At 64.5% G+C, this 20299-nt stretch carries 12 protein-coding genes; 6 read left to right on the top strand and 6 right to left on the bottom strand.

The annotated features are described in order from the left end of the window. Positions 1 to 36 precede the first annotated feature (36 nt). Positions 37 to 1869, bottom strand: a complete 1833-nt coding sequence (locus tag QM672_RS28315; RefSeq protein ID WP_415086615.1) for a sensor histidine kinase — start codon at positions 1867 to 1869, stop codon at positions 37 to 39. A 243-nt stretch (positions 1870 to 2112) separates the two neighbouring features. On the opposite strand from QM672_RS28315, the gene QM672_RS28310 reads away from it, so the two are divergent. Further along, positions 2113 to 3435: a dicarboxylate/amino acid:cation symporter gene (locus tag QM672_RS28310; RefSeq protein ID WP_311940357.1), complete on the top strand. Its 1323-nt coding sequence runs from the start codon at positions 2113 to 2115 to the stop codon at positions 3433 to 3435. A gap of 96 nt (positions 3436 to 3531) precedes the next feature. On the opposite strand, the gene QM672_RS28305 is transcribed toward QM672_RS28310, so the two are convergent. After that, positions 3532 to 4590 carry a hypothetical protein gene (locus QM672_RS28305; protein WP_311940355.1) on the bottom strand — a complete coding sequence of 353 codons (1059 nt, stop codon included), beginning with the start codon at positions 4588 to 4590 and terminating at the stop codon, positions 3532 to 3534. A 449-nt stretch (positions 4591 to 5039) separates the two neighbouring features. Between QM672_RS28305 and QM672_RS28300 the strand changes: the two genes are divergently transcribed. Further along, positions 5040 to 6374, top strand: a complete 1335-nt coding sequence (locus QM672_RS28300) for an OmpP1/FadL family transporter (protein WP_367622530.1) — start codon at positions 5040 to 5042, stop codon at positions 6372 to 6374. A 153-nt stretch (positions 6375 to 6527) separates the two neighbouring features. On the opposite strand, the gene QM672_RS28295 is transcribed toward QM672_RS28300, so the two are convergent. Beyond that, a complete protein-coding gene (locus tag QM672_RS28295; protein ID WP_367622531.1) occupies positions 6528 to 7376 on the bottom strand; it encodes a fumarylacetoacetate hydrolase family protein in 849 nt (282 codons plus the stop codon). A 445-nt stretch (positions 7377 to 7821) separates the two neighbouring features. Then, positions 7822 to 8247, bottom strand: a complete 426-nt coding sequence (locus tag QM672_RS28290; protein WP_367622532.1) for a DUF2852 domain-containing protein — start codon at positions 8245 to 8247, stop codon at positions 7822 to 7824. A gap of 236 nt (positions 8248 to 8483) precedes the next feature. On the opposite strand from QM672_RS28290, the gene QM672_RS28285 reads away from it, so the two are divergent. The 3 genes from QM672_RS28285 to QM672_RS28275 all read left to right on the top strand — a co-directional run bounded on the left by QM672_RS28285 (position 8484) and on the right by QM672_RS28275 (position 11533). After that, positions 8484 to 9344, top strand: a complete 861-nt coding sequence (locus tag QM672_RS28285; protein WP_415086611.1) for an undecaprenyl-diphosphate phosphatase — start codon at positions 8484 to 8486, stop codon at positions 9342 to 9344. A gap of 299 nt (positions 9345 to 9643) precedes the next feature. Further along, positions 9644 to 10459, top strand: coding sequence for a UDP-2,3-diacylglucosamine diphosphatase (locus QM672_RS28280; RefSeq protein ID WP_367622534.1), 816 nt, complete (start codon positions 9644 to 9646; stop codon positions 10457 to 10459). 9 nt (positions 10460 to 10468) lie between these two features. Then, positions 10469 to 11533 carry a glycosyltransferase family 4 protein gene (locus QM672_RS28275; protein ID WP_415086609.1) on the top strand — a complete coding sequence of 355 codons (1065 nt, stop codon included), beginning with the start codon at positions 10469 to 10471 and terminating at the stop codon, positions 11531 to 11533. Between the two features lie 51 nt (positions 11534 to 11584). Here QM672_RS28275 and QM672_RS28270 read toward each other — a convergent pair whose 3' ends face one another. Further along, complete coding sequence (locus QM672_RS28270) at positions 11585 to 12226, bottom strand: LysE family translocator (protein ID WP_415086607.1); 642 nt, start codon at positions 12224 to 12226, stop codon at positions 11585 to 11587. 194 nt (positions 12227 to 12420) lie between these two features. Continuing rightward, positions 12421 to 19575 (bottom strand): hypothetical protein, encoded by a 7155-nt coding sequence (locus QM672_RS28265; protein ID WP_415086605.1) that lies wholly within the window; start codon positions 19573 to 19575, stop codon positions 12421 to 12423. Between the two features lie 399 nt (positions 19576 to 19974). Here QM672_RS28265 and QM672_RS28260 point away from each other — a divergent pair, with 399 nt between their 5' ends. Continuing rightward, the gene (locus tag QM672_RS28260; protein WP_068298777.1) at positions 19975 to 20295 is read left to right on the top strand and encodes a 2Fe-2S iron-sulfur cluster-binding protein; all 321 of its coding nucleotides are present in this window, start codon (positions 19975 to 19977) and stop codon (positions 20293 to 20295) included. Positions 20296 to 20299: the final 4 nt, after the last annotated feature.

Below are 20299 nucleotides of genomic sequence, written 5' to 3'. Positions count from 1 at the left end.
GAATGAAGTGGAATACCAAAGTGTTGCCCATTCCGTTCATCCTTCTTTCTCGGCTCGCTTCAATGTCACCAGGAAGCGGCAGCCCTGTCCCGGCTGGCTTTCGACCTCGAGACGGCCACCGAATTCCTCTACGATGTCCTTGGAAATCACCAGCCCGAGGCCGAGCCCGCCGGCTTTCGTGGTGGTGAAGGGCGTGAAGAGGTTGGCCGTCACCTCCGGCGCGAGGCCGGGGCCGTTGTCGGCGACGACGAGCCGGACCAATTCGCCCTCGCAGGCGACGCCGATCTGGATTGTTTGCTCGGACCGTCCCTCCAACGCTTCCAGGGCATTCTGCAGGAGATTGACGAGCACCTGCTCGAGCCGAACGCGATTGGCAGCCACCTGGAGATCCTCGGCGACCGGCTCGACCTCGATCTCGGCCCCTTGGCGCCGTGCCCTGATGCCTACGAGCAGCAGTGCGCCGTCGAGCACGTCCTGCAAGGCAACTGGACCGACATCGCCACTGGCCTTGCGGGCAAAGCGGCGCAGTTGCGCGATGATGTCGGCGATCTTCTCGGTCAGCCCGGCAATGGTCGCCAGGTTCTGGCGTGCTGGCTGCGGCTCGCTGCGATCGAGGAAAATGGCGGCGTTGTCGGCGAAACTGCGGATGGCGGCGACCGGCTGATTGACCTCATGCGCAAGGCCCGCCGTGATCTGGCCGAGGATCGCAAGGCGGTTGGCCTGGGTGAGTTCGTCCCGCGCGGTCTGCAGCTTGGCCTCGACCTTGCGGCGCTCGTCGATCTCGGCCGAGAGGAGGGCGTTGCTCTGGCTGAGGTCGAGCGTGCGTGCCTCGACGCGATGCTCGAGTTCGATCTGCGCCTCGGTGAGTTCGGCGGTGCGCGCGATCGCCCGCTGGCGCCTGTGCAGCAGAATGCCGAGCAGGACCAGAATGGCGCCGACCACGGCAAAGGTGATGGAGCGCAAGGTCGCGGCGCCGGCCGCAAGCGCTCGTGCGGCGGGCTCGAGCAGATGCAGCTGCCAATTCGTGGAAGGGACCTCGCTTGCGCTGGCAAGATGCAGTCCGCTGCCGCGCAGCGAGACGAAGTCCGCGCCCGGCGTCGCCGCCTGGCTGCGTCGGATCGGCAAGACGGCCAGTGGCGAGTCGCCGAATTGCAGAGAGGCGCGGATCTTGGCTGCCTCCTCGGCGGTGATCGGGGCCTGCGCCATGAAACGCCATTCCGGCTGGCTGGTCAGCAGCACGATGCCGCGAGGGTCGGTGACGTAGACGATGGCGCCCGAGCGATGCCAGTCTTCCTCGACCGAGAAGAACTCCACCTTGACCACGATGACGCCCTGCATGCCGCCTGGGCCGTCGATGCGTCGGGCGATGTAGAGGCCGGGCCGCTGGCTGACGGTACCGAGGGCGAAATGCTCGGTATCACCCTTGGCCACGGCTTCGGTGAAATAGGGGCGGAAGGCATAGTTGGTGCCGACGAAGCTGATGTCCTCCTTCCAGTTGGAGGAGGCGATCGCCAGGCCCGTGCGGTCGATCAGATAGATCACGGCCGAGCGCGCGCCGGCGTTCAGGCTTTCGAGCTTGGCGTTCATGGCGCCGATATGGGCCGTATCCGGCGTGCTCAAGGTAGTGAGCACATCGGGATCGCGCGACAGGACCAGGGAAAGCGTGCGCTGTTTTTCCAGCTCGCTGCGCAGGACCGCGATATCCAGCGTCGCGCTGCCGGCAGCCTGGGCCCTGAGGGCGTCGGCGGCCTGGCGCGTGCCGTAATTGCCGGCGAGCCAGACGGAGAGTGCCAGGCTTGCCAGGCTGAGGGCAGCAAAAATCAGCCATTCGATCCGTCGCCTTCGCCGTCTTTGTGCCGCTCCGCTCATCGGTTTCCGCTGTCATCCTTCATATCGAGCATGTGCGGAAATCCGCACAAGAGCAAGGTCGATGTGCGGGACTTCGCTCAATGCTGCCGGCGCCGTCATCGGGTAAGAATCGTGAAGGTAAGCAATATCAATATCTTGGAAGGTTGGCACGAGACTTGCTGTTCACAGGGGAGCCGCTAGCAGAAAGCGGCGTCGAGGAAACCCATGGGCCAGGCTGCCTGCCAAGGCCCCACGGAGGAACAGATGATCGCCCTCAGCGAGACGCCCAAGGCAGAAGCTCCGCGCAAGCGCCCCTTCTATGCAAACCTCTATTTCCAGGTCCTTGTCGCGATCGCGCTGGGGATTTTGCTCGGTCATTTCTATCCCGATATCGGCAAGTCCCTGAAGCCGCTGGGCGACGCCTTCATCAAGCTGGTGAAGATGGTGATCACCCCGGTGATCGCGCTGACCGTGATCACCGGCATTGCCGGCATGAGCGATCTCAAGAAGCTCGGCCGTGTCGTAGGCAAGGCCTTCATCTACTTCCTGACCTTCTCCACACTGGCCCTGATCATTGGGCTTCTGGTCGGCAATGTCGTGCAGCCGGGCGCAGGACTGAACATCAATCCGGCCACGCTGGATCCCAAGGCAGTGGCCGATTATGCCGCCAAGGCGCATGACCAGACCATCACCGGCTTCCTGATGAACATCATCCCCAACAACCCGATCAGCGCGCTTGCGGGCGGGGACGTGTTGCAGGTGCTGTTCTTCTCGGTGGTGTTCGGTATCGCGCTGGCCCAGATCGGCAGCGCGGCCGAACCGCTGATGATCGTGCTGAACTCGATCTCGCGCGGCATGTTCCGGCTGGTCGCCATCCTGATGAAGGCCGCCCCCATCGGCGCCTTCGGTGCCATGGCCTTCACCATCGGCGCTTATGGCATCGGCTCGGTGGCCAATCTCCTGATGCTGATCGGCACCTTCTACCTGACCTCGCTGCTTTTCGTGCTGGTCGTGTTAGGGGCGGTCGCCTGGTATAACGGCTTCTCGATCCTTGCCTTGATCCGCTATATCAAGGAAGAGCTCTTGCTGGTGCTCGGCACTTCTTCTTCCGAGGCGGCGCTTCCCAGCCTGATGGACAAGATGGAGCGGGCCGGCTGCCGCAAGTCGGTGGTGGGCATCGTCATTCCGACCGGCTATTCCTTCAACCTCGACGGCACCAACATCTACATGACCCTGGCGGCGCTGTTCATCGCGCAGGCCACCGGCATCCAGCTGAGCTGGGGTGACCAGATCCTGCTGCTCCTCGTCGCCATGCTGAGCTCGAAGGGCGCAGCCGGCATCACCGGAGCCGGCTTCATCACCCTGGCGGCGACGCTGGCCGTGGTGCCCGCCGTTCCGGTTGCCGGCATGGCGCTCATTCTCGGCATCGATCGCTTCATGTCCGAATGCCGCGCCCTCACCAATCTGGTCGGCAATGCCGTCGCCACCATCGTGGTAGCTCGCTGGGAGGGCGAACTCGACAAGGCCCAGCTCGCAGCGGCGCTGAGCGGCGACGACGCGCCGCAAACGGTCGCTGCGGCGGCCTGAAGTCCAACGACAGGTAACACCGGAGAGGGGCGGGCCAACGGTCCGCCCCTTCTTCTATGGTGACGCGAGTGCGCGTGTTTCCCGCCAGCGCTGTCGTCAGACCTGCAGCTCAAGGTCGGCAGTGACGGGCATGGCATCGCTGCGGTCCGGGGTTGCCTCATAGCCGCGGACACGCAGGCTGCCCTGGCGGGCGTCGGCCTCGACGGCAAGCCGGGTGATGGCATTGCGCAAGGGGGGCTCCACCCAGGCGAAGGGCGCCATGGCCCGGCCGGCATGGGAGGCGATCGCCAACCGGCGGCTGGGACTGTCGCTTTCGCACAGCATCCCATTGTTCCAGCTCGGCGCATTGGCCCAGTCATTGGCGGCGGCGACCGGGCCGGGCTGCGTGACGAAAGCCTCAGGCCTGCGCTCGATCACGCAGGTCTCGGCAGGCGAGAGGCCCGTCAGCGTGAAGATCGTCTCGGCGGCGATCGGTATACGTTCCATCAGGTCCCGCGCGGTGGCGAAATCGGGAGCCTCCTCGAAGACGCGGCGAAGCAGGTGCATGGCGGGCATCAGCCCGCGCCGCAAGCCGGACAGATCCGGCACGATCGCACCGCTGGCGCTGGCCGCGCCGGCTGGTGCCGGACCCTTGTTGATCGTGGCGGCAAAGCGGCCGGGCGCCAGAGCCGTCAGCACCCCCACCGCACCAGGCCAGGTCACGTTGAGGAATTCTCCTGCAGGGCCGCGCTGGCGGACCACCTCGACGAAGCGGCCGAGACCGTCGAAATCCCAATCGAGCGTCCGCAGCAGCCGGGCACCGCGTCCGTCCGGAGCGGCCGCCGCCAGGGTTGTACAGCCCCACTCATAGGCTGCGTTGATCAGGAAGGCGCCAGGCATCGGCAGGAGCGCGGCGATCGCCTCGATCTCGCCGACATAGGGGGAGGGGCTGGCGAGCAGCCAGGCATGCGCGCCGGCGTCGAGTTCGGCCACCTTGCCATGGGCCTCCGCCGGCATCGAGATCAGGCAGGAGCGCAGCAGCGCCCGCACCGTATCCAGGCGGGCCTGGGCGTGCAGGGCCAGGCCGCTGTCGCGTGCATCGAAGATGGGAATGGGCGGCAACAGGGCTGCAGGGCCTTTCTGCAGGCCGACGCGAGGAAAAGGGATGACGCTCATTGCCGAGCTCCCGCCTGAAGAAGTTCTCGGGAATTATCTAAGCTTTGCGATGTATTGTCATCCAACAAGATGATGATGGAGACGTTTGTGTTTCACTCCTCTTTCATCGAGCCGTCGGAGTGCCCCCGACCCGCGTGGTCGCGAGCAAACGAGCTTTGGGATGGTTTTTCACTCGGTAAAGCATGTTTCTCGCCCCAAGTTGACGTAAAAACCGAGTGTTACAGGAACGCAACAACCCCGCTGAATTGAGACACAGGTGTGACGGAAACACGATGAAACGGCGACCCCGGCCGTTACGAAGCGTCGAATATTCTGGTACGAAGAATCATGAGTTCGAATGAACCGTCCGCAAGCAACACTTACTTGCTTGTGGTCAGACAAAAGCAATAGGCAGCTGAGATTACTCAGCCGGACCTGCCGTAGCGGCGGGTCATGATATGGGGGAACGAATGGCAAGAAACACCCAACTCGCATTCCTGCTGATGGCCGGCGTTTCGCTGGTTGCGAGCCAAGCCTATGCCGGCTCTTTCGCGCTGCGCGAGCAGAGCACAATTGGTCTTGGCCAGGGCTTTGCCGGTGTTGCGGCCGGATCGGGTGGCCTCAGCTCCATGTATTGGAACCCGGCGACGATGACCGCCATTCCTGGCTGGCAGTCCCAGTGGTCTGTGAGCGGCATCTTCCCGCAGGCTGAAATCACGCCGACTTTCGTCGGTTTGCCGGCGCCTTTGTGGCAGGGGACCAGCACCGGCGACATCGCGCAGGACGGCATCCTGGCGGCGGGCTATACGTCTTATCAGGTCAATGACAGGCTCTGGATCGGCCTTGCCACCAACACGCCCTTCGGCTTGGTCACCAAGAATCCCTTCAATTCGCCGGGACAGGTCTATGCCCGCACCTCGAGGGTGATCTCCTTCGATGTTAATCCGACCATCGCCTACAAGGTGACGGATTGGCTCTCGGTCGGCCTCGGCTTTCAGGCCATGTATTTCAAGACCCGCCTGACACAGGCTGCTCCGTTCCCAGGACTTCCGCCGGGCAGCGCAACTCTTCCTGGCGCGCCGACCGCCTCAATCGAGGGCGATAGTTGGGGCTATGGTCTGACTGCCGGTCTCACGATCACGCCGGTCGACGGCACCCAGATTGGCATCGGTTACCGTTCGGCTGTTAAACAGGATCTTGAGGGGACCCTTAGAAATCCGGGCGCTGCGTTGCCGATTTTGCGCCAGATGCGCGTCAAGGCCGATCTGACTTTGCCCGATCAGCTCACCATCGGTATCACACAAAGGGTGACGCCCGAACTCACGCTCTCCGCTGGTTTCGAATGGACGAATTGGAGCCGCTTCGGCGTGATTCCCGTCGTTGCGACGTCAGGACCCGCGGCCGGCCGCGAGGTCACGACCCTGCCATTCAAGTATGATGATGGCTACTATGCCTCGATCGGCGGAGAGTATGCCTGGAGCCCGGAGCTGACACTGCGGGCTGGTCTCGGCTATGAATGGTCGCCGATTTCCGACACCAATCGCGACCTGCGCCTGCCTGACAGCGATCGCATTCATGCCTCGATCGGCTTGGGCTACAAGTTCAACAACAAGCTTTCGGTCGATCTTGCCTATTCGCACCTGTTTGCTTTGAATGGCGATATCAAGCTCGATTCTCGCAATCCCCATTATTCAGGATTGCCCTATTTCGGCAAAGTCGATGCTTCGGTCGACATCGTCTCGGCGGGCCTGACCTATCGCTGGGATGATCCGGGCGAACCCAACCAGCCTGGTATCTTCAAGTAAGACGCTGAATTTCCAATAAAAAAGCCTTCGCGCAGGTTCATGCCGGCGCGAAGGCTTTTTCATGTTGTGCTGTCCAGCCTTGCGACACCTGGCACCCTTCCTCCCGTCGAGCGGGGAAGGGCGCCGGTCATGCCGTCAGGGCTGGCGGACGGCTCAGGCGCTCCAGGCAACCGTGGTCTGGCGCTGGTCGCCGAGCTTCTCGATGCCGAGCGTCATCACATTGCCGGGCTTGAGATAGCGCGGCGGCTTCATGCCCATGCCGACGCCGGGAGGCGTACCGGTGGTGATGACGTCGCCCGGTTCCAGGATCAGGAACTGCGAGATGTAGTGCACGATGTGGGCGACACCGAAGATCATGGTCTTGGTCGAGCCGGTCTGCACGCGCTCGCCGTCGACATCGAGCCACATGGAAAGGTTCTGGACGTCGCCGACTTCGTCGGGGGTAACCAGCCAGGGGCCGAGCGGACCGAAGGTCGGGCAGCCCTTGCCCTTCATCCACTGGCCGGAGCGCTCGATCTGGTAGGCGCGCTCGGAGACGTCGTTGCAGACGGCATAGCCGGCGACGTAGGAGAGGGCGTCCTTCTCCTCGACATAGGAAGCGCGGCTGCCGATGACGATGGCCAGCTCCACTTCCCAATCCGTCTTCTCCGAACCGCGCGGAATGACGACGTCGTCATTGGGGCCGACCACGCAGGACGGTGCCTTGTTGAACAGCACCGGTTCCTGGGGGATCGGCATGTTGCTCTCGGCGGCGTGGTCGGCATAATTGAGGCCGACCGCGATGAAGTTGCCGGGCTGGGCGACGCAGGAGCCCAGGCGCGGATTGCCGGTCACTTCCGGCAGCGAGGCTGGCGCGAGGGCGGCGATCCGGGCCAAAGACTGCGGCGAGAGGGCGTCGCCCTTCCAATCGGCGACATGGGCCGACAAGTCCCTGATCTTGCCATCCGCATCGATCAAACCGGGCTTTTCAGAGCCCGGCACGCCAAACCGTACCAGCTTCATTGTGGGGTCCTTTAGACGAAAGTTGCAGCCCTTCGGCTGTCGTTGAAATTATCGATCCTGAAAGCCGGTCCTCGCGAGGCAAATGCCATCAGCCGGCCGGTGCGGACCATGCCCGATCGGGGGGGCGGTCGCAAGCACTGTGTGGGATGCCACACCAATATTTGTCAGATGAATGGTTGGAATCATGTCGAGAAGAGGGAAGACACCCCTCAATCTGCGGGCAAAATGTGGTGGAAGCGCGCTTTGCGCAAAAAGAACGGATAGTCCTTCGCGGGTTTCGCGAAGGTTGCGCCCAAGCCTGTCGTCCCCAAGCCCCGCACATGACAAAGCCCGCACAGCCGGGCTGTGCGGGCCTCGTGATCGGTTTGGAAACATTGGTGGCCTGAGCAAGGTGCGACCCGCTCGGTCTACATCGCTCCCGCCCAAACGCACCTTGCTCTCGGGATCAGGCGGAGTGTCCCTCGCCACCATTGCGAGCGGCATTGCGCTCGGCCATGAAGCGATCGAACTCTTCCTTGTCGCGGGCACGACGCAGATTGGTGACGAATTCGGCGAAGGCGCGGCCTTCTTCCTCGAGGCGCCGGCGTTCCTCTTCCAGGCGGCGCAGCGTCTCGCGGCGATAGTCGTCGAAAGCGGCATTGCCGGTGGCCGACCAGCCATGGCCGGCATAGCTGCGCTGATCACGCGAGAAGCCGGCGAATTCCGCCTTGGCCCGCTCGAAGCCTTCACGCACCTTTTCCCGGGGAAAGCGGTCGCCCCAGATGAAATAGGCCAGCGCCGCCAGGCCAAGCGGCCACCAGATCAGAAAGCCGGCGATGACCGCCACGACATGAAGCGGATGCCAGCGGCCACGCGTAGAACAAGAGGTCATTATCCTCTCCCATGTTGCAACCCAGCACCCGAGCAATTGGGGGTGGCTGGGGGCAGCTTCAAGGGTACAAGCCGAAGTTGTGTCCGATTTAATCTTGCCGCTCGCCGCAGCGGCAACACGCCGTCACATGAAGCGCACCGCAATTTCATCGGCGACGCTGGCCTGCCGTAAAGTTGCCGCGATCGAAAGTTTTGTGGGTGCGCGTGCTGGGTCGGGCGCAATCCTTGAGGTGTGGAATGAGTGGCGCTTGCACCGACGGCGTCGACACCGGCTTTATGACTTTGGGGGTGGCAAAGGTCGCTTTCCTCGGCGTGGTCCAGGGGATCACCGAGTTGATGCCGATCTCCTCCACGGCCCATATGCGATTGGTGCCGGCCCTGCTCGGCTGGCAGGACCCCGGCTCGGCCTTCTCCGCGGCTATGCAGCTTGCGGCCCTGTGCGCGGTGGTCTGCTATTTCTGGACGGATATCCGCTCGATCACCCTTGGGTCGCTGGCGGCCGTACGCACGGGGGATTGGATGTCCCCGAAATTTCGCCTGGCGGTCGGCGTGGTGCTGGGTACGGTGCCGATCGTGCTGGCCGGCCTGCTGCTCGCGCCAACGCTCAATCGTTGCCACAGTCCCCTGCGGGCCCTGCCTGTGATCGGCCTTGCCTGCCTTGTCATGGGCGGCCTGCTCGCTGCTGCCGAACTCCTGGCTCGCCATCGGCGCCGGGTCGAGGACATGCGATTGCGCGATGCCCTGATCGTCGGGCTCGCTCAGGTGGGCGCCCTGATCCCCGGCGTGTCGCGGTCCGGCTCGACCCTGACGGCGTCGCTGTTCTGCGGTTTCTCGCGCGAGGAGGCGGCACGCTTTTCCTTCCTTCTGGGCATTCCCGCGATTGCCCTGGCCGGCCTGCACGAAATCGCCACGCTTCTGCGTGCCCATCTCTCCGTTGAAGGCTGGCTGATCCTCCTGGTGGGCCTGGTGGTCGGGGCGATTTCCTCTTTTGCCGCCCTTTGGGGACTGATGCGCATCCTCGAGCGCTTTTCGACCTGGCCCTTCATCATCTACCGCATTGTGCTTGGTGCCATCGTGCTCTGGGTTGCCTATCACTAGAGCGAAAGGCCCTCATGAGTGAATGCCTGTTTGCTGGAAGTCTTTGTTTCGGCGTGTCTTTGCAAATCGAGCTGTTTTCGTCTCGGCTCAAGACGCCATCAGAGAAAAAGCGGGCGAATGGGCAGCGATCCCCCTCGGACATGTCGCCTGTCATAAAACCATGAACTGAATCGTGTTTGTGACAATCAGGATGCGTCGTCGATTTCGCTGATGTCTGCAGCAAAGCGCATCAAAGCAAGCGCCGCGTTCTCATGCTTCGTTTCGACGACAGGTTTTTTGGGCCAGGCGAGGATGGTGCCATGAACAGCGACAGCGAAGGCACGCGCTACCGAGCGCTCTTTATCTCGGATGTGCATCTGGGGACGCGTGGCTGCCAGGCCGGCATGCTGCTGGACTTCCTGCGCGCCTATGACGCCGAGACGATCTACCTCGTCGGCGACATCGTCGATGCCTGGCAGTTGAAAAGCGGCTGGTACTGGCCGCAGGCCCACAACGACGTGGTGCAGAAGCTGCTGCGCAAGGCCCGCAAGGGCGCGCGCATGGTCTATATTCCGGGCAATCACGACGAGTTCCTGCGCGATTTCCCCGGACATCACTTCGGGGGCATCGAGGTCATCGAGCAGACCGTGCATGTCGCAGCGGATGGCAAGCGCTACCTGGTAATGCATGGCGATGCCTTCGACGTGGTGGTGCGCCACGCCAAGTGGCTGGCCCTGCTCGGCGACTGGGCCTATGTCACGGCCCTGGGTGTGAATACCTGGCTGAACGCCATTCGCCGGCGCCTCGGCATGTCCTACTGGTCGCTGTCCGCCTGGGCCAAGCTCAAGGTGAAGAACGCCGTCAGCTTCATCGGCCATTTCGAGGAAACCCTGGCCAAGGAAGCCAAGCGTTTGAATTGCGACGGGGTCATCTGCGGCCACATCCACCACGCCACGCTGCGCGACCTCGATGGCGTCACCTACATCAATTCCGGCGACTGGGTCGAAAGCTGCACCGCGATCGTCGAGCATTTCGACGGCCGTTTCGAACTGGTGCGCTGGAGCGAACTGGTCCGGCAGGCCGACAAGCCTCCGGCCCTCCAGGACGAGACGCTGGTTCCTCAGCGCGCCGCCTGAGCCGGTCCCATGAAGATCCTGATCGCCACCGATGCCTGGCGCCCGCAGGTGAACGGCGTCGTCCGGTCCCTGGAGCAGACGGCTGCGGCTGCATCGCGACAGGGCGTCGAAATCGACTTCCTGGCGCCGGATCGCTTCTGGTCGGTGCCGATGCCATCCTATCCGGAAATCCGCCTTGCCATGCCGCCGCTCGGTGCTATCGAGCGGCATATCGAGGCCGAGAAGCCGGATTATGTCCATATCGCCACCGAAGGGCCGATCGGCCTGCTGACCCGCCGGGCCTGCTTGAAGAAGGGACGCCCTTTCACCACCAGCTATCACACGCGCTTTCCCGAATATCTCGCCGCGCGCGTTCCGGTACCGCTCGACTGGAGCTATCGCTGGATCCGGCGTTTCCACAATGCCGGGGCAGGGACGATGGTCTCTACGCCGGCCCTCGAGCGTGAACTGGCGGCCCGCGGCTTCAAGCGGCTGATGCGCTGGTCTCGCGGGGTCGATGCCGAACTGTACCAGCCAAGACCGGTGCGCATCTTCGACCTGCCGGGACCGATCTTCCTCTATGTCGGCCGGGTTGCGGTCGAGAAGAACATCGAGGCCTTCCTCGATCTCGACCTGCCCGGCTCGAAAGTGGTGGTTGGCGGTGGGCCGGCCCTGGAGATGCTGCGCTTGCGCTATCCGGCCGTCCATTTTGCCGGCATGCTGGAGGGAGAGGACCTGGCGAGGGCCTATGCCTCGGCGGATGTCTTCGTCTTCCCGAGCCTGACCGATACATTCGGCATCGTCCTGCTCGAAGCGATGGCCAGCGGCCTGCCGGTGGCAGCCTTTCCGGTGACGGGGCCGATCGACGTGATCAGCTCCGGCAGGACCGGCATCCTCGACAACGACCTTGCCGTCGCGGCGCGCGCCTGCCTCGACCTCAAACCCGCGGACGCCCGGGCGGAGGCCTTGAAATATTCCTGGGACGCCTGCGCCCACCAGTTCGTCGCCAATGTGGTGGATGCCTGCAGCCGGGCAAAGACCACGCCTGCGCCAGCCAGTGCGGTCAAGCAGGGCCGTGCCAGCCTGCCGGTTTGACTATCAAGGTTGGAGCCCGGCGCGCGGCCTATGACCAGGCGATGTCCGGACTCACATCCGCGACAGCAGCAGGCGGATACCGGCCAGGCCGAAGAACAATGCCAGCGTGGCTTCGATCCAGCGCCACGCCTTCTGATAGAGGCGAACCATGGGGCGGGCGGAAAAGACCAGGGCGTAACCGCCGAAGGTCGTCAGTCCGATCATGGCGCAGCCGACGATGATGGCCAGGGCCGTATAGCCGGGAGCGTCCGATTTCAGGCCGAGCGACATGATGGCGATCCAGGCCAGGATCGACTTCGGATTGGTCAGATGCAGCATCAGGCCACGCCAGTAGAGCCGGCGGTAGTCGATCGGACCCCGTTCTTGCCTGGTTTCGTCCTGGCCGGCCTTGAAGGCCGAACGCGCCGATTTGACGGCCAGATAGAGGAGATAGAGCCCACCGCCGATCTTGATGGCGGTGATGGCGTTGGCATAGGCAGCCAGCAAGGTGGAAACCCCGGTGGCCGCCAGCATTGCCCAGATCATCGAGCCCGTCATGATGCCGGAAGCCAGTACCAGCGCCGGCAGGCGCCCCTGTCCCATGGCCACGCCCATGATGGCCATGTTGCTCGGGCCGGGGCTGGCGACGGCGACGGTGTAGAGCGCATAGACCGCCAGCAAGGCATGGAACTGATGGAGCAGGGCGTCACCCATCGCAAACGTCTCACTGCAAGCCGGGCGTCGGCATGTTGGCTGAGGATTGACGGACAATAGCGGCGCCTAGCTTCAGCGCAAGCCCGGCTTCGGCATGGCAGCCATCCTGCCGACACAACGAAAAAAGGCCCCGGGATTTCGGGGCCTTTTCCATGCTCAACCAGGCAGTTGAGAAAGGTCGTTTCCAGCCGGGCTCAGGTGAGCTTGCCGGCTGCGTGCGCCAGGATCGTATAGACCTTGCCGGAATCGGCGGTGAGATAGGTCCGGGCCATGTTGCCGCTGCGATCCTCGCGGTCCACTTCGGTGATGAGCTGTTCGAACTCCTGGACGTAGCGGTCCACCGTCGCCTGGAAGTCCGCGTCGCGCCGATAGCGCCGGCGGATTTCCTCGAAGGCCTGCTGGCCCTGCAGCGTGTAGAGCCGGCGCGAGAAGGCGTTGCGCTCGCCACGACGGTAACGGTCCCAAACCTCGGCGACGGCGTCATGCTCGACCATCTTTGCGATGTCGACCGACAAAGTATCGAGGGAGGAGGCCATCACGGCGGGCGTGTTGGCCTGGGGAGCCGGTTCGGGCTCTTCGCGCGAGGCGCGGGCCAGCACTTCCGAGAGCCAGCCGGTACCGCGACGTTCCCCTCGCGAGGCGGGTGCTGCCACAGCGGTGCTGCGGGCCGGAGCGGCGGGCTTCAGTTCGGGCACCGGAGGCAGCGTGCCGGCGCGCGGCATTTCCGCCCGGCGGGCAGGGGCGTCGGCCGTCACGTCGGCGCGCTCGCGCAGCCGGAGCGGGGCAGGGATCGGCCGGTCGGTCGGCTCGGCGATATCGAGCGAGCGGCTGGAGCGGCTGACGATATCGGCGAGGTCGTTGAGGGCCTGGATCTGCTCGGCCACGACACGGCGCATGGTCGCGGTGGAGTCCGAGGTTTCCTTCGGGATCTCCAGGAGGCCGCGCTTGAGCTCGGAGCGGGTGGCTTCCAGCTCCTGCTTCACGGTCTGGGTCATGCCGCGCATCTCTTGGGCCACTTCGGCGAAACGCTCGGTGGCGCTGCCGAACAGGCCGGAGATTTCCTGCACTGCCTGCTCATAGGTCGATTTGAGGGCCGTGGAGGTGCGGTCGCGCTCCTTGCCGGTGGTGGCGCGGATGAGCTCGAACTGGTCGGCGATGGCCTGGGCCGTGGTGTTGGCGTTGTCGGCGAGCAGGCCGCTGGTCTGGCGCGCCTTGCTTTCGGCATTGGCGAGCTTTTCCTCGATCACCTCGGCGAAGGACTTCATCATCGCTTCCATCGCCTCGACCTTGCCGCCAACGGTGGAGACCAGGGCCTCCAGGGTGGCGCGGCGTTCATCGAGGGCATGGTCGACACGGGCCTGCGTATCGCTGAGGACCGCGGCGGCGCTGCTGAGGTGGCCGCTCTGCTCCTCCAGGCGATTGGCCATGGTGCCGACATCGCTGATGACGTGGGCAGCAAGGTCGCGCAACGTCGAGACCTGGTCGCCGACGCGATCGGTCGCGCCGCTGGTCTGGTCCGCCAGGCTCAGCATGGTCGACTGGAAGTCGCGCAGGCGGCCGGCCAGGCCACCCTCGATGGCATCGAGGGCCTTGGTGGAGTTGTCGAGCGATTCCTGCAGGGCGGTGTTGGTGCCGGCAACCCGATCCAGCAGCGCGGTGATTTCCTCGCGCAGGCGAGCCTGCAGCGAACCGAGATCGCCGATCGCCTGGCTGGCCTTGGTCTCGATGGACGAGGAGAGGGCCTGCGACGAAGCCTCCAGCGCCTGGCTGAGTTCGAAACGCTTGGTCGAGAGAGCCTCGACCAGGTTGCCACCCTTCTGGCCGATCAACTCGGCGAGCTGGCCGGCGCGCTCGTCGAGCGCCTTGGCCACCGTCTCGGCGATGTCGCCGAGCTCGCTCGACATGCTGGTGCTGCGGGTCGACAGGGCGTCGACCAGGAACCGGCTGCGTTCGTCGAGAGTCTTGGCCATCGCCTCGGCGATATCGCCGAGTTCGCCGGACATGCTGGTGCTGCGCGTGGACAGCGTCTCCGCCAGGAACTGGCCGCGCTCGTCGAGAATCCGGGCGATCTCGCCGGAGCGGGCGCCCAGGAGGCTGGCGAGGGCGCTGGTCTTGTCGCGCAACTGCGTGCTGACATCGCCCGAGATCTGGTTCAGCGTGTCGATCAACTGCTGACCGCGTTCGCTGAGCAGGCCGGCCATGGCGTTGGCGCGGGTGTCGAGCAGGGCATTGATCTCCTCTGCACGCTCGCCGAGCTTGACGCTGACGTCGCCGGACAGGCGGCTCAGGGTGGCATCGACCGAAGCGACGCTCTGCAGGAGGTCGACCGAGACGTTCTGCACCTTCTCGCTGAGGGTGTCGGCAATATGCAGGCCGCGCGAGTCGAGCGAGTCCGAAAGATCGGCAAGGCGGCCGAGAACGTCCTGCTCGAAGCGGGTGATCCGCGAGTCGAGCGTGTGCGCGATGTCGTCGGCACGCGTGCTGAGGGCGCGATCGATTTCGCCGACCTTGCTGGACAGCGCGTCCGCAATGGCCGTGGTCTTGCTGTCGAACTGCGCTGCGATTTCGGCCGCCTTGACCGTCAGGTCGTTGCTCATCAGCGAGGAGCGGCTGTCGAGATGCGAGGTCAGGTCCTCGGCGCGGGCGCCGAGCGTTTCGGTCAGGTCGGCACCCTTGTTGCCGAGCGCCACGACGATGTCGTCGGCGCGGCGCGACAGGGTCTCGGTGAGCGCCGCGCTGCGGCCGTCGATGAGCGAGGTGATCTCGCGGGCCCGCCCGTCGAGCAGGGTGCCGATCGCCTGGGTACGCTCGTCGATGAGGGTGCTGATCTGCGTGGCGCGGCCGCCCAGCAATTCGTCGATGGCACTGCTGCGGCCATCCAGGAGGTCGCTGATCTGGGAAGCGCGGTTGTCGAGCACGCTGCCGATGGCAGCGGCGCGGCCGTCGAGCAGGTCGCTGGCCTCGCGGGCCTTGGCTTCCAGCGTGGCGCCGACTTCCTTGCCGCCTTCGCCGAGGAGCTTGGCGAGTTCGAGCGTGCGGGTCGCCAGGGTCTCGTTGAGCAAGCGGGCGCGGCTGTCCAGGCCCTGATCGATCCGGGCGAGGCGGCCCTCGATGGCCTGGGCGACGTCGCTCGCCTTGGTGGTCAGGCGGTCATCGAGATCCGACAACTGTCCGTCCAGTGCCGCCAGCTTTTCTTCCAGCGTCTGGGCAACGGAGGCCGTGTGGGTCCCGAAACGGGCATCGAAGGCTTCGAGCTTGCCGCCCAGCAGTTCGGCTGCCTGGGCGGTGTGACCCTGCACCTGGTCGGTGAGGCGGGTACCGTGCAGGCGGATTGAGCTCTCGAAGCCGAGCAGCTTCTGGGCGAGGTCGTCGCTGAGGGCCCGGGAATCGTCGCCGATGCGGGCGGCAAGGGCCTGGCCGCGGTTGCTGACGATGTCGTCGAGCTCGGAGATCTGGCGCCCCAGCGACTGGTTCACCTCGCCGATACGCTGGCTCATGCCATCCTCGAAGGCCTTGAGCTGATTGTCCAGCGTGGCGTGGATGGTGGTCGCGTTCGACTGGAACTTGGTCTCGAAGGCGTTGAGCTTATCGGCAATCGCGCCATGGATGACGTCGGTATTGGCCGCGACCTGCGCCTGCAGCGTAACCAGACGTTCGTCGAGTGCGTCCTGCAAGACGGAGGAGTTGTTGAGGAAATGCGTCTCGAAGGCGCCGAAGCGCTGGTCGAGCGAGGAGCGCACCAGAGCGGTGTTGCTGGCGAAGCGCATCTCGAAGGCGGCCAGGCTGTCGTCGAGCGCGGCCTGGGTGTTCTGCACATCTCCGTTGAAGCGGCTCTGGAAATCGCCGAGACGGGCGGCGAGATCGGCCTGGTTGGCTTGCAGCGTGTCGCTGAAGCTGGCCTGGAAGTCGCTGATGCGGTTCTCGAAATTCGAGGCGGCCGTCGAGGCCATCAGCTGGAAGCGGCGCTCGAAATCATTGAGGCGGGTATCGAGCAGGGTATGGGCGTCATTGGCGCTGCCGGCGAAATACTGCTCGAACTGGTTGAGGCGCGTGTCGATCCGGCCATGCGCATCCTCGGCACTGGCACCGAAGCGCTGTTCAAATTCGCCCAGGCGCTGGTCGAGAGCCGATTGAGCGCCGTTGGCACTGGAGCCGAAGCGCAGTTCGAACTCGCCCAGGCGCTTGTCGACCGAGGCCTGAACCTGGTCCGCGCTGGCGCCGAAGCGTTGCTCGAAATCGCTGATGCGCTGCTCGATCGCGGCCTGGGCCTGATCGGCGCTGGCGCCGAAGCGTTGTTCGAAACCACCCAGCTCGCGGCTGAGCGTGGTCTGGATGTCGCGGGCGTTGGAACCGAAACGCTTCTCGAACTCGCCCAGATGCTGGTTGAGCGTGGTCTCGATCCCCTGAGCACCGGAGCCGAAGCGCTGTTCGAACTCGCTCATGCGCTGGGCGAGGGCGGTCTGGATGTCGCCCGCTCCCGACATGAAGCGCTGTTCGAATTCGCTCATGCGGTCGGCGAGGGCAGTCTGGATGCCGCCCGCTCCCGACATGAAGCGGTGCTCGAACTCGCCGAGGCGCTGCGAAAGGGCGGTCTGGATGTCGCCGGCGCCCGACATGAAGCGCTGCTCGAAGTCACCCAGACGCTGGCTGAGGGCGGCGTGGATGTCATCGGCACCCGCACCGAAGCGCTGTTCGAAGTCGCCCAGACGCTGATTGAGCGTGGTGTGAATATCCTCAGCACCGGCGCTGAAGCGCTGCTCGAACTCGCCGAGGCGCTGGCTGAGCGAGGCATGGATGCTGTCGGCGCCCGAGCCGAAGCGCTTCTCGAAGTCGCCCAGACGCTGATTGAGCGTGGTGTGGATAGTCTCGGCGCCGGCGCCGAAACGCTCTTCGAATTCGCCGAGGCGCTGGCTGAGCGAAGCATGGATGCTGTCGGCGCCCGAGCCGAAGCGCTTCTCGAAGTCGCCGAGGCGCTGGCTGAGCGAGGCGTGGATATCCTCGGCATTGGTGCCGAAGCGCTGCTCGAAGTCACCGAGGCGCTGGCTGAGAGCACCATGCGCCTGCTCGGCATTGGCGTTGAAACGCTGCTCGAAGCCCTTGAGCGTATCGTCGAGGCCCGAACGGTTGTTCTGGATATTGGTGGCGAAGCGCACCTCGAATTCGCCCAGGCGCCGGTCGAGATCGGCATGGGCGAGGGTGGAGAGCGACTTGAAGCGATGCTCGAATTCGGACATGCGGGTGTCGAGCCCGGCATGGATGGTGCCGGCGCTTTCGGCAAAGCGCGTATCGAAGCCCTTGAGCGTGTCGTCCAGGGCCGAATGCACTTTCTGGGCATGGTCGAGGCTGCGGGATTCCAGGCCCGACAGGCGCTCGTCGAGACGCGTATGCAGATTGTCCGCGATCTCCTGGCTGCGCTTCTCGTGGCTGTCCAGCCGTTCGGCGAGGGCCTTGCCGAAGGCATTGGTCTGGGTTTCGACGGTGTTCTCGAGCCGCGACACGCCGAAATTGATCTGCGAGACGGCGGCAGCGCTGCGCTCGCCGATGACGCGGGTCAGCGTGTCGCCACCAATGGCGAGAATGCCGGAAGCGTCGCGGGCGGCCGTGTTGATACGGGCTGAAAGCTGTGTGCCTTCCTCTTCCAGCACGGCCTGCAGGCGCTGTGCCGATGCCGTGACAGCAGACTCGGCTTCGGTGCTGCGCTTTTCGATGTTGGCCACGATGGTCTGGCCGGTCGCTGCCAGCCTGCGATCGATGTCGCCGCCGCCGACCACGATGGATTCGTGAATGCGCTCGCCGGTCTGGGTGAGGCGATCGGCAAGGTCGCCGCCGCGGGTGGTGATGATCTCTGCGATCTGGGTGGCCGTGCTCTCGAGCTTGCCGGCGACGTCCATGCCGCGGTTCTGCAAGTCGCCGAGAATGGCATCGCCCGTCGAGCGCAGCGTGCTGTTAACGTCGGCCACGGAGCCGATGATCTGCTCGACCATCTTGGCGCCGGTATCGCGAATGGAGCTGACCACCACGTCGGTGCCCTCGGCGAAGGCATTGGTCAGGCCCGAACCGGTGCGCACCAGCGTGTCGTTGACCGCGGTGCCGCGTTCGACGATGTCGTCGACGATGCGCTGGCTGCTGGTGGTCAGGGTCTCGTTGAGCTCGAGGGCGCGCGAGGACAGCGTGTTGCTGATCTCGTTGGCGCGGGTCGCGAAGTTCTCGTTGACCTGGTTGGAGGTCGAGGTCAGGTGTTCGGTGATCTCGGAGACGCGACGGTTGAGCTGCTCGGTCACCTGCTCGGACGAGCTCGACAGCGATTTGTTGACGTCTTGGGCCGTCGTCGTCATGCGGTCGATCAGCGAATTGCCACGATCGGCCATGGCGCCGACCATGTGGTCGCCGACCTTGGCGAGTTCCGATGTGAGCTGGCTGCCGCGCTCGCCGAAGGAGCGCATCACCTGCAGGCCGGCTTCGGAGACTTCCGAGGAAATGCGGCCGGCGACGGAGCCGAGCGCCAGGGTCAGGTCGTCATGAGCGACCACGATGGCCGAGCGTACGCGGTCGGCATTGCCGACGATGGCTTCGCGCTGGGTCGAAAGATCGTCCACCAACGAGCGGATGCGCTGCTCGCTCTCCGTATAGGAGCGCTCGAGCATCGAAACCTCGTTATGCACCATGATCTCGAGTTCGCTGGCGCGGGCGAGGGCGCGGTCGATGCCGTCGCCCATGGCGGCGACTTCCCGGCGGATGGCCTGGCCGACGGAGGTGACAGCCTCGGCCGCGGCTCCTTCAGGCTCCGCCAGACGCAGGGCGACCTGCGTCATCGAACGGGTGACGAAGCGCATTTCCTGAGAGCGCCAGATCAGGCCGGCCACGGCAAAGAAGAAGAAGGGCGGCAGCACCACGGCGAGAATGCCGAGCGCCAGGCCCGGATTGGCCTGGTAGGTCGAAGCCTGGAACAGGTTGGCGAGGTTGAGGTTGCCGAGGATGCTGAGAAGCAGGGCGCCGCCGGCGAGCCAGACGACGGAAAGGGCGAGGGCGGTCCAATAGGGCGTGCGCGAGGGGCGGCGCTGGAGGGCCTGCAGCAATTGGCCAACGCTGGCGCGATCGTCATTGGCGGGCGAGCGGGGTTCACGGGCGAGCGGGCGGTCGGCAGCAGGCTTGTCTTCGACGCGAGGTGCGGCGGCCGGTGGTTCCTGTGGCTCGGGTTCCACTTCGAAGTTGAAGCCCTCGTCGGCCTTGGGCAGCTGCGCGGGCTCCTTGTCAGGCGTCTGTGAAGCAGCCGTGCTCAGATTGAGTGCTTCCTCGATCGCAGACAGGGCGGCATCCGCCGGATCCTGCATCTTCGACTTGTTCGCCATAATCTGCCTCACGCTACTCAATTCAACGCCGCCCGCCTGGGATCCGGACGACCCCAGGCTGAAATCGCTGCACCTGTTTCGGCCCCCATCCCAGGCGAAATGGGGTTCGCATCGGTCCGCCTATGCGAAGGACAATGCTGCCAGCTTGAAATCCTATCCTGCACGGCTGGGAATGGAAACCGCTTCGGCACGCTTTCCAGCAGCATCGTTAACGACTTTTTTACCACGTCGAAATCGCGCGAAAATGAGGCAAATTCGAGGTTTTCCCGGGATTGGGACCGCGTTGGTGAAAAGTGGAGCGTCCGGAAAGCCCGCCTCGCGTGCAATCTCGACGGGGCCGGACTGGAACCTTGCCAATGCGCTCTATATAGAACGCTTGTCAGAAAGCTGAGATGGACGATGGTCAAAATCATATTCCGAGATCACACCGGCGAAAGCCGGGAGGTGGAGGCCGAGCCGGGCTCGACGGTGATGGAGGCGGCGATCCGCAACGGCATTCCGGGTATCGTGGCCGAGTGCGGCGGCGCCTGCGCTTGTGCCACCTGCCATGTCTATGTCGACGAGGCCTTCATGCCTCTGGTCGGTGAGCCCGAGCCGATGGAGGAGGACATGCTGGACTTCGCCTTCGACGTGCGCCCGACCTCCAGGCTCTCCTGCCAGATCCGCGTTCGCGACAATCTCGACGGATTGATCGTCAACACGCCCGAAAAGCAGGCCTGATCTT

This window comes from Labrys sp. (in: a-proteobacteria) (genome assembly GCF_047605565.1).
GTDB lineage: Bacteria > Pseudomonadota > Alphaproteobacteria > Rhizobiales > Labraceae > Labrys > Labrys neptuniae.
This window is presented reverse-complemented; position numbering and strand designations above follow the sequence as displayed.

Excerpts from the sequence above, each read along its gene's own strand:
- QM672_RS28315 (WP_415086615.1), bottom strand. The coding sequence starts at position 1,869 with ATGAGCGGAGCGGCACAAAGACGGCGAAGGCGACGGATCGAATGGCTG.
- QM672_RS28310 (WP_311940357.1), top strand. The coding sequence starts at position 2,113 with ATGATCGCCCTCAGCGAGACGCCCAAGGCAGAAGCTCCGCGCAAGCGC.
- QM672_RS28305 (WP_311940355.1), bottom strand. The coding sequence starts at position 4,590 with ATGAGCGTCATCCCTTTTCCTCGCGTCGGCCTGCAGAAAGGCCCTGCA.
- QM672_RS28300 (WP_367622530.1), top strand. The coding sequence starts at position 5,040 with ATGGCAAGAAACACCCAACTCGCATTCCTGCTGATGGCCGGCGTTTCG.
- QM672_RS28295 (WP_367622531.1), bottom strand. The coding sequence starts at position 7,376 with ATGAAGCTGGTACGGTTTGGCGTGCCGGGCTCTGAAAAGCCCGGTTTG.
- QM672_RS28290 (WP_367622532.1), bottom strand. The coding sequence starts at position 8,247 with ATGACCTCTTGTTCTACGCGTGGCCGCTGGCATCCGCTTCATGTCGTG.
- QM672_RS28285 (WP_415086611.1), top strand. The coding sequence starts at position 8,484 with ATGAGTGGCGCTTGCACCGACGGCGTCGACACCGGCTTTATGACTTTG.
- QM672_RS28280 (WP_367622534.1), top strand. The coding sequence starts at position 9,644 with ATGAACAGCGACAGCGAAGGCACGCGCTACCGAGCGCTCTTTATCTCG.
- QM672_RS28275 (WP_415086609.1), top strand. The coding sequence starts at position 10,469 with ATGAAGATCCTGATCGCCACCGATGCCTGGCGCCCGCAGGTGAACGGC.
- QM672_RS28270 (WP_415086607.1), bottom strand. The coding sequence starts at position 12,226 with ATGGGTGACGCCCTGCTCCATCAGTTCCATGCCTTGCTGGCGGTCTAT.
- QM672_RS28265 (WP_415086605.1), bottom strand. The coding sequence starts at position 19,575 with ATGGCGAACAAGTCGAAGATGCAGGATCCGGCGGATGCCGCCCTGTCT.
- QM672_RS28260 (WP_068298777.1), top strand. The coding sequence starts at position 19,975 with ATGGTCAAAATCATATTCCGAGATCACACCGGCGAAAGCCGGGAGGTG.